A 12,364-nucleotide genomic window follows, 5' to 3' on the forward strand; every position below is an offset into this window, starting at 1 on the left:
GCTCCGTGTTCACTTCGTGGGATTTGCTGCTACTCGTTGTCTCCACCGGTGCCGAGCGTAGCGTCAACCTGACCGGCGTCGGACTGGTCCTGGGCGTCGGGCCACACCCAGTCGCGCACCTCGGGGATGTCGTCGCCGTGCTCGCGGGTCCAGGCACGCGCACGAAGCCGCGCGTCCTGCATCCGCTGGCGCAGCCCCGCCTGGGCGCTGCCGAGCGACGGCACCCGGTCGATGACATCGATCACAAGGTGGTACCGGTCCAGGTCGTTGAGCATGACCATGTCGAACGGCGTCGTCGTGGTGCCCTCCTCCTTGTACCCGCGCACGTGGATGTTGGGGTGACCCGCGCGGCGGTACGTGAGGCGGTGGATGAGCCACGGGTAGCCGTGGTACGCGAAGATGATCGGCCGGTCGGTGGTGAACAGGCCGTTGAACTCCGAGTCGGTCAGGCCGTGCGGGTGCTCCTTGGCGTCCTGCAGTCGCATGAGGTCCACGACGTTGACCACGCGCACCTTGAGGTCCGGCAGCTCCTGGCGCAGGATGTCGGCCGCGGCGAGCACCTCCAGCGTGGGCACGTCGCCCGCGCAGCCCAGGACGACGTCGGGCTGCTCGCCCGCTACCTCCGTGCCCGCCCACTCCCAGATGCCGAGCCCGCGCGTGCAGTGCTCGATCGCCGTGCGCATGTCCAGGAAGTTCGGCGCGGGCTGCTTGCCGGAGACCACCACGTTCACGTACTGCCGGCTGCGCAGGCAGTGGTCGTAGGTGGACAGCAGGGTGTTGGCGTCCGGCGGGAGGTAGACCCGCACGATCTCCGCCTTCTTGTTCACCACGTGGTCGATGAACCCGGGGTCCTGGTGGCTGAACCCGTTGTGGTCCTGCCGCCAGACGTGGCTGGACAGCAGGTAGTTCAGGGACGCGATGGGCCGTCGCCAGGGGATGTCGTTGGTGACCTTGAGCCACTTGGCGTGCTGGTTGAACATCGAGTCGATGATGTGGATGAACGCCTCGTAGCTGGTCAGCAGCCCGTGCCGGCCGGTCAGGAGGTAGCCCTCCAGCCAGCCCTGCACCTGGTGCTCGCTCAGCATCTCCATGACCCGGCCGGCGCGGGCCATGTGCTCGTCCACCTCGGGTCCGATGTACTCGGCGTTCCACTGCTTGTCCGTCACCTCGTACACGGCCTGCAGGCGGTTCGACGCCGTCTCGTCCGGCCCGAAGATGCGGAAGTTGTCGGGGTTCAGGCGGATCACGTCAGTGAGCCACTGGCCCAGCACGCGTGGCGCCTCCGACGTCGACCCGCCCGGGACGGGCACGTCGACCGCGTAGTCGCGGAAGTCGGGCAGACGCAGGTCCTTGAGCAGCAGCCCGCCGTTCGCGTGGGGGTTGGCGCTCATCCGCAGCGTGCCCCGTGGCGCCAGGTCGCCGATCTCGGCCAGCACGCGGCCGTCGGCGTCGAACAGCTCCTCCGGCCGGTAGGACCGCAGCCAGGTCTCCAGCACCTGGAGGTGCTCCGGGGTGTCCCGGGCGTTCGCGAGCGGCACCTGGTGCGCGCGCCACGAGCCCGTCGTCTTCTTGCCGTCGATCTCCGCAGGGCCGCTCCACCCCTTGGGGGTGCGGAACACGATCATGGGCCACCTCGGGCGGCTGAGGTCGCCCTGCGCCGCCCGCGCCTTGATCGCCGCGATCTCGTCCAGGACCTCGTCGAGCAGCACCGCGAACCGCCGGTGCGTGTCCAGCGGCGACTCGTTCTCGTCGTACCCGCCGTCGAAGAAGTACGGCTTGTGGCCGTAGCCGACCATGAGGTCGTTCAGCTCCTGCTGCGGGATGCGCGCCAGGACCGTCGGGTTGGCGATCTTGTAGCCGTTCAGGTGCAGGATCGGCAGCACGACGCCGTCCTGGGCCGGGTTGACGAACTTGTTCGAGTGCCAGGACGTCGCCAGCGGGCCGGTCTCGGCCTCGCCGTCGCCCACCACCGCCGCCACCAGCAGGTCCGGGTTGTCGAAGGCCGCGCCGTAGGCGTGGCTCAGGGCGTAGCCCAGCTCGCCGCCCTCGTGGATCGACCCCGGCGTCTCGGGCGCGACGTGGCTCGGGATGCCGCCCGGGAAGGAGAACTGCCGGAACAGGCGCTTGACGCCCTCCGTGTCCTGCGTGATGTCGCTGTACACCTCGGAGTAGGTGCCGTCGAGGTAGGCGGAGGCCACCAGGCCGGGACCGCCGTGGCCCGGTCCCGTCACGTAGACCGTCTCCTGCTCCCGCTCCTTGATGGCGCGGTTCAGGTGCGCGTACAGGAAGTTCAGGCCGGGCGTGGTGCCCCAGTGGCCCAGCAGCCGCGGCTTGACGTGGTCCGCGGTCAGGGGCTCGCGCAGGAGCGGGTTGTCCAGGAGGTAGATCTGGCCGACCGAGAGGTAGTTGGCGGCCCGCCACCAGGCGTCGATGCGCTCCAGGTCGGCGGGGGCGGGCTCGGCGACACCGGTGGTGCGCCATCCGGTGGCGGGGGAGTCGGGGACTGTGGTCGTCGTCATCACTCACGCTCCTACTGCGGTCTGCGTGTGAACCTTGCGGTTACGTGTGGATCCGTGCCGGTCTGCTGCCCGTTCATTCGAACGCAGAACCGTCGTACACGCGAGACGACCGCCGGGCCCGGTGATCTGTGACGCGTCCGACAGAACGTCCCCGTGACCTGTGCCGCTGACCCGCCGACGGCGGCTACCGTTGAGGTTATGCCCGTCAGTGCCCCCAGCACATCCCCGTCGAAGGTGATCGACGTCGAACCCGTCACCGAGCGCCGTACCTTTCTCCAGGTGGCCAGGCAGCCCCGGATGATCGGGCTGCTGCTCGTGTTCGTGCTGGCGGCGTTCGTGTGCGGCCGGCTGGGCGCCTGGCAGCTCGACCGCGCCTACGAGCGGGCCGAGCTGGCCGCGCAGCAGGAGGCGGCGGAGACCGCCGCCGCGGGCCCGGCCTGGCTGGGCGACCTGCTGACGCCGCAGGAGAGCTTTCCCGGCGAGCTCGTCGGCCGCGAGGTGCGCGTGACGGGCGAGTACGAGCCGGCCGGCACCCTGCTCGTCCCGGGCCGCGTGCTGGAGGGCCGCGTCGGCTACCTCGCCCTGACCCCCTTCCGCGTGTCCGACGACGGGACCGACGGCGCGTCGTGGGCCGATCTGTCCGGCGCGCCGGTGCTCGCGCTCGTCCAGGGCTGGGTGGCCACACCCGCCGACGCCGAGGCGCTGGCCCTGCCGGAGGGCGAGGTCACGGTGACGGGCTGGCTCCAGGCGGGCGAGGCGACGTCGGGCAGCGCCGCCGTGGCGGACGGGCAGACCGAGGAGATCGCCCTGAGCGCCCTGGTCAACGAGTGGGGCGGGCCGATCTACACCGGGTACGCCGTCCTGACGTCGGGCCCGGGGTCGCCCGAGGAGGGCGGGGTCGCCGCCCTGCCGCGCCCGACGATCGACGGCGGCTCGGGCGCCAACCTGCAGAACATCTTCTACGCGCTGCAGTGGTGGCTGTTCGGCGGGTTCGCCGTGCTGCTCTGGGTGCGCCTCGTGCGGGACGAGATGGCGGGCGGACGCCGCGGCGGCGCGCCGACCGACGCCGACACGGGCATCGCGGGGCTGCCGGCGGCGTGACTCCTCACCTTTGAGGCCCGGGTTTCTCCGCTTTCAGGCTGCTGAAAGCGGAGAAACCCGGGCCTCAAAGGCGAGGAGCGTCAGCGGTTGAGCGCCGCCACCATCCGGTGCGCCGCCTCCTCCACGAGCGGGCGTGGCATGCCCGCGTTGAACCGCACGAAGCCGCGGCCGGCATCGCCGCACTCCGCGCCGTCGACCAGGACGACGCCCGCCTGCTCCTGGAACCAGGCGGCGGCGCTCGCGGGCGCGCCCGGCAGGTCGAGGTCCCGGCAGTCCAGCCAGGCCAGGTACGTGCCCTCGGGCGCGCGGTAGCCGATGCCGCTCCCGGCGAGCAGCTCGCCCAGCCGCGTGACGTTGCCGCGCACGTAGGCGACGACGTCGTCCAGCCACTCGCGGCCCTCGGTGTACGCGACCTGGTTGGCCAGGACGCCGAGGGTGGACGGACCCTCCTCCACGCGCTCGCCGACCTGGTGCCACAGCCGCACGTCGGCCTCGTTGGACAGGACGAGCTGCGCGCACTTGAGGCCCGGCAGGTTCCACGCCTTCGACGCGGACGTGGCGGTCACGGTGTGCCCCGCCGTCGTCTCGTTCAGCGACGCGTACGGGACGTGCCGGCGGCCCGGGTGTACGAGCGGGGCGTGGATCTCGTCGGCGAAGACGCGGCCGCCGTGCCGGTCGACGACCTCGGCCACGGCCAGCATCTCGGCCGGTTCGAGCACCCGGCCGATCGGGTTGTGCGGGTTGCACAGGATCATCAGGTGCCCGCCCGCGGCGAAGGCGGCGTCCAGCGCGTCGAGGTCGTAGGAGTACCGGCCGTCGGTGTCCCGTGCCATCGGCACCTGGATCACCTTGCGGCCCAGCTCGCCGGGCAGGGTGTGGAACGGCATGTACGACGGCGTGGGCACGATCACCGGCGACCCGGGCCGGGAGAAGTGCGTGATGACCTCGTCCAGGGCGGTCAGCACGTCGGAGACGGGCCGCACCCGCGCCGGGTCCACTGCCCAGGAGTAGCGGTCGGCGGCGAAGCCCGCGTACGCCTCGGACATCCCCGTCACGAGTGCCGGCGGGAGATAGCCGAGCAGGCCGCGGTCCACGGCGTCGTGCAGCGCGGCGGCGATCGGCGGGGCGGTCGGGAAGTCCATCTCCGCGACCCAGGCCCCGATCGTGCCGGGGAAGGCCGTCCACTTGAGGCTGCCGTTCGCGCGGAGGCGGTCGGCGGTGAGGGCGTCGAAGGCGTGGGCGTTCACCTTCGCATTGAAGCAGGTGCGGCGCGGGTGTCGTCCGCGTGCCCGCTGACCGAAATGGGGTGGTCCGTGGGCCGACCGGGGGCGCGCGCTCAGTGCGTGAGCGTCAGCTCGGCCTCGACGAACCCGTCGTCCTCCACCGTGACGAAGCCCAGGTCGGGCGCCTCGACGCCGTAGTCCGCGAACGTGACCGGCACGGTGGCGGCGAGCTCGGCGAGGACGTCGCCGCCGTCGTCCGCCAGCCGGATCTCCAGGCTCGCGGTGACGTCCCGGGTGACGCCCTTGATGGTCATCTCGCCGGGCGCGTCGACGGCGACGGTCCCGCCGTCGGCCACCGGCGTGATGTCCACGGGGTCCGTGAGCTCGAAGGTCGCCGTGGGGTGGGTGCGGGTGTCGAGGATGCCCTGGAACTGGCCGTCGCGCGCGGACTCGTCGGTGGTGATGCTCGCGAGGTCGACCTCGACGGTCGCGGCGGTGAGCGCGCCGTCGGCGACGGTGCCGGAGCCCGTCACCTGCTCGGTGCGGCCCACGACGGTGACGTCCTGGCCGGACAGCACCTCGTCCACGCGGTAGCCGGCCTCGGAGCCGTCGGCCACGGTCCAGTCGCCCTCGAGGTCGGCGGGGTCCGCCGTCGCCGCGGGCGCGGACGAGCCGACGGCGGGCGCGGGCACGTCGTCGCCCGTCTGCATCGACGCGTAGATGCGCGTGGCGAGGAACCCGAGGGCGGCCAGGACGACCAGCACGCCCAGCGCTGTCGCGATCTTGCGACCCATGGATCCTCCGGTCTCAGGAGAGGTAGCGCGCCTCGAGCGTGGCGAGCTTCGCCTCGGCCTCGGCGTGCACCTTCTTCTCCAGCACGAACGACATCACCGGGATCACGCCCGCGATCACCATGGTGACCAGGCGGCCGAAGCCCCAGCGCATCTTGGACCACAGGTCGGCGACCGTGACCAGGTACACCACGTAGATCCAGCCGTGCGCGAACGGCACCCACGCGATGAACGGCATGATCCCGTCCACGTCGGTCAGCGCGCCGAGGCCGTACTTGATGCCCAGCTCGACGCAGAGGATCAGCAGCATGACACCGGTGACCAGAGCCATGAAGCGGTAGCGGGACATCGCGCCGCGCGCCTTGCGGATCGCGGTGGCCGCCGCCTCGGCGGAGATCTCGGGAGTGGTCTGAGGGGTGCTCACAACCAACGAGGATATGCCGTCCGCGGGGTGCCGTCCGCACCCTGTGGATAAAGCGTGGATCAATGTCAGTGGTGCTCCGTACGGTGGTTGTCGTGCGCCCCCTCCCCTTTGCCGATCCCGGCACCCCGCCGCTGCGCGGTCCGCTCACCCTGCTCCTGTGGCTCGCCCGGAAGCAGCTCCGCGTGCTGCTCGTGGCGATGTTCTTCGGCGTGCTGTCGTTCACCTGCAGCGCCTTCCAGCCGTTCCTGCTGGGGCGCATCATCGACAGCGCCTCCGCGTCCGGGCTCGACCGCACCACGTGGACGTGGGCGGCCGTCATGATGGGCGTCGGCATCGTCTGGATCGCCTCGAACGCGATCGGCCACCGGTGGGACATCACCGCGTGGATGCACGCCGCGTTCCGTACGTCACAGCTCGTGACGCGCACCGTGGCCCGGTCCGGGCACAACATCACCAAGGAGCTGCCCACCGGCGAGGTGGTGTCCTCCGTCGCGAACGACACCATGCGCATCGGCGAGGTCTTCGGCATCGCGGCGCAGACCATCGGCAGCGTCGCCACCTACGGCATCGTGGTGGTGCTGATGCTGAACCAGTCGCTCACGCTGGGGCTCGTCATCGCTCTCGGCCTGCCGGTCGTCGCCGCGATCCTCGCCCTCCTGGTCAAGCCGCTCCAGAAGCACCAGAAGAACCAGCGCGACGCGCAGGGCCGCCTCACCACGCTCGGCGCGGACACGGTCTCCGGCCTGCGCATCCTGCGTGGCATCGGCGGCGAGAAGGTCTTCACCGGCCGCTACCAGGACCAGTCGCAGAAGGTCCGGCAGGCCGGTGTCGCGGTCGCCGGCACACAGTCGATCCTCGACGCCCTGCAGGTGCTGCTGCCCGGGCTGTTCATCGCGCTGGTGGTCTACCTCGGCGCGGCGGAGGCCATCGCGGGGCGGATCTCCACGGGCCAGCTCGTCGCGTTCTACGGGTACGCGTCCTTCCTGTCGTGGCCGGTGCACCTGCTGGTGCAGTCGGTCAACGTGGTCACCAAGGCCCACGTCGCGGCGGGCAAGGTGGTCAAGGTGCTGCAGGTCGTGCCCGCCACCGGCGCCGAGGGGTCGACCGCCGACATGCCGCCGGCCGGCGTGCCGCTGGTCGACGAGACCACGGGCGTCACGCTCCGGCCGGGCCGGGTCGTCGCGCTGGTCAGCGCGGACCCGGACGAGTCGGCGCAGGTCGCGGTCCGGATGGGCCGGTTCGACGACGACGCGGAGACCGCCACCCCGGTGACGCTCGGCGGCGTCCGGCTGGCCGACCTCGACAAGGCGGAGCTGCGCGAGCGGATCGTGGTCGCGGACGCGACCCCGGCCCTGTTCTCCGGACGCCTCGCGGGCGAGCTCGACGTGCGCGACTCCGCGAACGCCGAGGCGCTGCTGCGCGCCATGCACATCGCCGATGCGCACGACGTGCTGGAGTCGCTGCCGGACGGCATCGAGGGCGAGATCCCCGAGAAGGGGCGCTCGCTGTCGGGCGGCCAGCGGCAGCGCGTGGCGCTCGCGCGGGCGCTGCTCACCGACCCGGAGGTCCTGGTGCTGATCGAGCCCACGTCCGCGGTCGACGCGCACACCGAGGCGCGGATCGCGCAGCGGCTCACGCAGTGGCGCCGGGGTCGAACGACCCTGATCGTCACGGCGAGCCCGCTCGTGCTCGACCACGTGGACGACGTGATCTTCCTGGACGACGGCGCCGTGGTCACGCACGGCACGCACCGCGAGCTGCTGGACCTGCCCACGAACGCGCCGGGTGGGCGCGAGGCGGCCCGCTACCGGCGGGTGGTCGGCCGCTCGCTGGACGACGACCTGGACGCCGAGCTCGACGAGCTGCTCGGCGGCACCAACGCAGGCACCACCAACGCAGGGGAAGGAGGCAAGGCATGAGCACGGGAAAGATCCTGCCGATCGCCGACGCCGCCGAGACCTGGCGGTACACGCGCACGCTGCTCGCCCGGCACCGCAGGCCGTTGATCATCATCACCGTGGCCAACACGGTGGCCGCGGTCGCGGGTCTGGCCGGGCCGTTCGTGCTGGGCAAGCTGGTCGACGCCGTCACCGACGGCACCACCCTCGAGGTGGCGCGCAACCTGGTGCTCGCGGCCGTCGCGGCCGTGGTGCTGCAGTCGCTGATCACCCGGTTCGCGCAGCGCCGGGCCATGGTCTTCGGCGAGACGGTGTTCGCCGACATGCGCGAGGAGTTCGTCGAGACCGTGACAGCCCTGCCGCTGTCCACGGTCGAGACCGCGGGGACCGGTGACCTCATCGCGCGTACTACCCGGGACGTCAGCCGCATCCAGAACGCCGTGCGCTTCGGCGTGCCGCGGCTGGTCATCGCCGTGGTGACGCTCGTGCTGACGTCGGCGGTCAGTCTCGTGGTCTCGCCGCTGGTCGCGATCGCGATGTTCGTCGGCGTGCCGGTGCTCGTCGCGGTCGCCCGCTGGTACCTGAAGCGGGCCGCGCCCGCCTACCAGCGCGAGTCCGCGGCGTACGCGCTGCTCGACGGCACCGTGACCGAGTCGGTCGAGGGCGCGCGCACGATCGACGCGCTCAAGATCGGGCGCCGCCGCACCTCACGCGGAGACGAGGACCTGCACGAGGCCTTCCAGGCCGAGCGCGGGACGCTCAACCTGCGCACCGTGCTGTTCCCGGGCGTGGACTTCGCGTTCATGGTCGCGCCGCTCGCGGTGCTCGTGTGGGGCGTCTTCCTGGCCTCCGAGAACGTGGTGACCATCGGGGTGGTGGCGACGATCGTCATGTACACCTACCAGCTCCAGGGTCCCGTGTGGGAGCTCATCTTCTGGCTGGACGAGATCCAGGTGGCCGCGACGTCGCTGTCCCGCATCATCGGTGTCCGGCTCGTTCCGGCGGACCGCACGGCGGGCGACGCCGAGCCCGACGACGAGGAGGTGCGCGGCACCGACGTCCGCTACGCCTACCGCGCGGGCACGGACGTGCTGCACGGCATCGACCTCGACCTCAAGGTGGGGGAGCGGTTGGCGATCGTGGGACCGTCCGGCTCCGGCAAGTCGACCCTCGGCCGCATGCTGGCCGGCATCCACCCGCCCACGGGCGGCCGGGTCGAGGTGGGCGGCGTGCCGCTGGTGGACCTGCCGCTGGAGGAGCTGCGCAAGCACGTGGCGCTCGTGACCCAGGAGCACCACGTGTTCGTGGGGTCGCTGGCGGACAACCTGCGGCTCGCCAAGATCGAGGCCGACGACGACGAGCTGCTGGCCGCCCTGCGCGCCGTCGACGCGCACAGCTGGGTGGAGGCGCTCGACGAGGGCCTGGCCACCGAGGTCGGCTCCGGCGGGTACAAGCTCACGCCGGCGCAGGCGCAGCAGATCGCGCTCGCGCGGCTCGTGCTGCTCGACCCGCACACGCTGGTGCTCGACGAGGCGACCTCCCTGCTCGACCCGCGCGCCGCCCGGCACCTGGAGCGCTCGCTCAACGCGGTGCTCGACGGACGCACGGTCGTGGCGATCGCCCACCGCCTGCACACAGCGCACGATGCAGACCGGGTCGCGGTGCTCGACGGCGGCCGGATCACGGAGATCGGCCCGCACGACGAGCTGGTCGCCGCGGGCGGCGAGTACGCCAGCCTCTGGCAGAGCTGGCAGCACGAGTAACCCGCTCCGCTGAGTGCTGGGTATGTGCGCCTTCCGAGCCGTGAGGAGCGCACATACCCAGCACTCAACGGGGGCGCCAGCCCAGGGCGGCCGAGATGCGGGCGGCCGCCTCTCGGACGACCGGGGTCAGGGTCTCCAGGCGTTCCGGGGGCATGTACGGGCGGGTCGCCGTGACGCTGATCGCGGCGACGATCGCGTTTGACGCGTCGCGCACCGGTGCCGCGACACAGAGGATCCCCGGCTCGTTCTCCTCCAGGTCGAAGGTGACGCCCCGGCCGGCTGAAGCCTCCATGACCTGCACGAACGCCTCGGCGGTGAGCACGTCCTGCGTGAGTCCGTCTCCCACGCCGGCGGGCCGCTCGGCGAGGAACTGCTCGCTCCAGCGCCCCGAGCTGTCCAGGAGCAGTGCCTTGCCGATCCCGGTCCGGGTCAGCGGCATGCGGTGCCCGATCTGCGAGCGCATCACCGCCCCGCGCGTGCCCGGGATCTTGTCGAGGTAGAGCACCTGCCCGCGGTCCTCGATGGCGAGGTGGACGGTGTCGTGGACGCGCTCCGCGAGCGCGCGCAGCACCGGCGCGCCCACCCCGGTCACGGGGTTCTCCTGCAGCGCCTGGTAGCCGAGCTCGATCAGGGCGGGGCCGAGCGCGTACGCGCCGTCGTCGTGCTGGCGCAGGTAGCCGGTGGCGAGCAGGAGCTGGAGCAGGCGGTGCGTGGTGCTGCGCCCGACCCCGGTCTCCGCGGAGATGTCCCGCAGGCGCGAGTGGCCGCGGGCGACGGCGTTCACGACGGCGATGCCCCGCGCGAGGGTCTGCGTTCCTGCCGGGGCGGCGGCGTCGGAGGGAGTGGCCATCGCGCCACGCTATCTCGCGAGTGGCCGCGATGTCCCGATAATAGGGATGAGGTTCGGATTATCGGGACCACGGTCTACCGTCCAGAACATGGCTGACGACGCACCGCGGCGCGATGCCGCGCTGGTGGCCCTCGACTGGGGCACGACGACGTTCCGTGCCTGGCTCCTGGACGCCACGGGTGCGGCCGTGGACGGCGTCCGGACGGCGGACGGCGCGCTGTCGCTGTCGGCGCGGGCCGACTCGGCCCGGGCGCGGGCCGCCGCCTTCGAGGCGACGTTCTCCCGGCTGTGCCGGCCCTGGCTCGACGAGCACCCCGGGATCCCGGTGCTGTGCTCCGGGATGGCGGGGTCCAACCTCGGCTGGGCCGACGCCGGGTACCTGGACGTGCCGGCGGAGCTCGGCGGCCTCGCCTACCGGCTGATGGTGGTGCCCGCCGGCGACTCCGTGGTCCACCTCGTCCCCGGGCTGCGGGTCACGGGACCCCACCCGGACGTCATGCGGGGGGAGGAGGTACAGCTCGTCGGCGCGCTGGCCGCGCTCGCTCCGGAGCAGCACATCCCGGCCGGGCTCCCGGCCGGTCCCGACCGTCGGCAGACCGTCGTGCTGCCCGGCACGCACTCCAAGTGGGTGCGGCTCGACGGCGGCTGCGTCGCGAGCTTCACCACCGCCATGACCGGCGAGCTCTACGGCCTCCTGCTGCGGGACAGCATCCTCGGGCGGCTCGCGGACGGGGAGGCCGGCACGGAGGCGTCGGACGGCTTCACCTGGGGCCTGGAGGCGGAGTCCGAGCACGGGGACGAGCGCGGACTGCCGGCGCTGCTGTTCACGGCGCGCACGCTCGTGCTCGCGGGCCGCCTCGCCGGCCCGGACGTGGCCGACTACCTGTCCGGGCTGCTGATCGGCGCGGAGGTACGGCACGCCCTGCGCGCCGAGCCGGCCGACGTCGTCGTCCTGTGCGGGGCGCCGTCCACCACGCACCGCTACCGCCTCGCCCTGGAGCGGAGCGGCGTGACCGTCCGCGCGGTCGGCGAGGACGCCACCGCCCGCGGCCTGTGGCGCGTCGCCCTCGACGCCGGCCTGGCCTCGCTCGACCCCGCCTCGCTCGACCCCGCCTCGCTCGACCCCGCCTCGCTCGACCCCGCCTCGCTCGACCCCACCGAGGAGCAGCTCGCATGAACGCTCGGTCCACCGGCCTGATCGCCATCCTGCGCGGCGTGACGCCCGACGACGCCGTCGCCGTCGCGGAGGCGGTCCTCGCGTCGGGCTTCGACGCCGTCGAGGTACCGCTCAACTCGCCGGACCCGCTGGAGTCCGTCCGTCGCATCCGTGCGGCCGGCCCGGCCGACCGCCGGGTCGGGGCGGGCACCGTGCTCAGCCCGGACGACGTGCGCCGGGCGGCCGACGCCGGGGCCTCGCTCATCGTCTCGCCGAACACCCGGCCCGACGTGATCGCCGAGACCGTCCGGCTCGGGCTGGAGAGCTACCCCGGCGCGGCGACGCCGACCGAGGCGTTCGCGGCGCTGGACGCGGGCGCCCGGGCGATCAAGCTCTTCCCCGGCTCGGCGGTCGGCATCGGCGGCATGCGGGCCTGGGCGAGCGTGCTGCCGAGCGGCACCGCGCTGGTCCCGGTGGGCGGCGTCGACGCCGGGAACCTCGCCGACTGGGCGCGGGCCGGCGCGTCCGGTGCCGGCATCGGCACGTCGCTCTACCGCCCGGGCGACCAGCCCGCGACGGTCGGCGCACGGGCCGCCGAGCTGGTCCGGATCTGGCAGCAGAACAACTGAGAGGCAAGCC

Annotated in this window: 10 protein-coding genes; 5 read left to right on the forward strand and 5 right to left on the reverse strand. The window is 72.5% G+C overall.

The window, feature by feature from the left end; genetic code table 11:
* Positions 1–29: 29 nt before the first annotated feature.
* A complete protein-coding gene (locus ACZ7LE_RS04545; RefSeq protein ID WP_470402130.1) occupies positions 30–2,519 on the reverse strand; it encodes a phosphoketolase family protein in 2,490 nt (829 codons plus the stop codon).
* 198 nt (positions 2,520–2,717) lie between these two features.
* Here ACZ7LE_RS04545 and ACZ7LE_RS04550 point away from each other — a divergent pair, with 198 nt between their 5' ends.
* The gene (locus ACZ7LE_RS04550; RefSeq protein WP_470402131.1) at positions 2,718–3,620 is read left to right on the forward strand and encodes an SURF1 family protein; all 903 of its coding nucleotides are present in this window, start codon (positions 2,718–2,720) and stop codon (positions 3,618–3,620) included.
* An 80-nt stretch (positions 3,621–3,700) separates the two neighbouring features.
* On the opposite strand, the gene ACZ7LE_RS04555 is transcribed toward ACZ7LE_RS04550, so the two are convergent.
* The 3 genes from ACZ7LE_RS04555 to ACZ7LE_RS04565 all read right to left on the reverse strand — a co-directional run bounded on the left by ACZ7LE_RS04555 (position 3,701) and on the right by ACZ7LE_RS04565 (position 6,058).
* Positions 3,701–4,867 carry a MalY/PatB family protein gene (locus tag ACZ7LE_RS04555; RefSeq protein WP_470402132.1) on the reverse strand — a complete coding sequence of 389 codons (1,167 nt, stop codon included), beginning with the start codon at positions 4,865–4,867 and terminating at the stop codon, positions 3,701–3,703.
* 89 nt (positions 4,868–4,956) lie between these two features.
* The gene (locus tag ACZ7LE_RS04560; protein ID WP_470402133.1) at positions 4,957–5,637 is read right to left on the reverse strand and encodes a YceI family protein; all 681 of its coding nucleotides are present in this window, start codon (positions 5,635–5,637) and stop codon (positions 4,957–4,959) included.
* A 13-nt stretch (positions 5,638–5,650) separates the two neighbouring features.
* Positions 5,651–6,058 (reverse strand): DUF3817 domain-containing protein, encoded by a 408-nt coding sequence (locus tag ACZ7LE_RS04565; protein WP_470402134.1) that lies wholly within the window; start codon positions 6,056–6,058, stop codon positions 5,651–5,653.
* A gap of 62 nt (positions 6,059–6,120) precedes the next feature.
* On the opposite strand from ACZ7LE_RS04565, the gene ACZ7LE_RS04570 reads away from it, so the two are divergent.
* Together ACZ7LE_RS04570 and ACZ7LE_RS04575 are read left to right on the forward strand one after the other, a co-directional pair.
* Complete coding sequence (locus tag ACZ7LE_RS04570) at positions 6,121–7,977, forward strand: ABC transporter ATP-binding protein (RefSeq protein WP_470402135.1); 1,857 nt, start codon at positions 6,121–6,123, stop codon at positions 7,975–7,977.
* Entirely contained in the window at positions 7,974–9,719 is a 1,746-nt protein-coding gene (locus ACZ7LE_RS04575; protein WP_470402136.1) for an ABC transporter ATP-binding protein, read from the forward strand. Before ACZ7LE_RS04570 ends, ACZ7LE_RS04575 begins: the two co-directional genes overlap by 4 nt.
* Positions 9,720–9,783: 64 nt before the next feature.
* On the opposite strand, the gene ACZ7LE_RS04580 is transcribed toward ACZ7LE_RS04575, so the two are convergent.
* On the reverse strand, positions 9,784–10,569 hold the full coding sequence (locus ACZ7LE_RS04580) for an IclR family transcriptional regulator (RefSeq protein ID WP_470402137.1): 786 nt from the start codon (positions 10,567–10,569) through the stop codon (positions 9,784–9,786).
* An 88-nt stretch (positions 10,570–10,657) separates the two neighbouring features.
* Between ACZ7LE_RS04580 and ACZ7LE_RS04585 the strand changes: the two genes are divergently transcribed.
* Both ACZ7LE_RS04585 and ACZ7LE_RS04590 read left to right on the forward strand, forming a co-directional pair.
* Positions 10,658–11,746, forward strand: coding sequence for a 2-dehydro-3-deoxygalactonokinase (locus ACZ7LE_RS04585; RefSeq protein ID WP_470402138.1), 1,089 nt, complete (start codon positions 10,658–10,660; stop codon positions 11,744–11,746).
* Positions 11,743–12,354 carry a 2-dehydro-3-deoxy-6-phosphogalactonate aldolase gene (locus tag ACZ7LE_RS04590; protein ID WP_470402139.1) on the forward strand — a complete coding sequence of 204 codons (612 nt, stop codon included), beginning with the start codon at positions 11,743–11,745 and terminating at the stop codon, positions 12,352–12,354. The genes ACZ7LE_RS04585 and ACZ7LE_RS04590 overlap by 4 nt, the downstream gene beginning before the upstream one ends.
* Positions 12,355–12,364: the final 10 nt, after the last annotated feature.

Source organism: Promicromonospora sp. NPDC110617 (assembly GCF_055598465.1).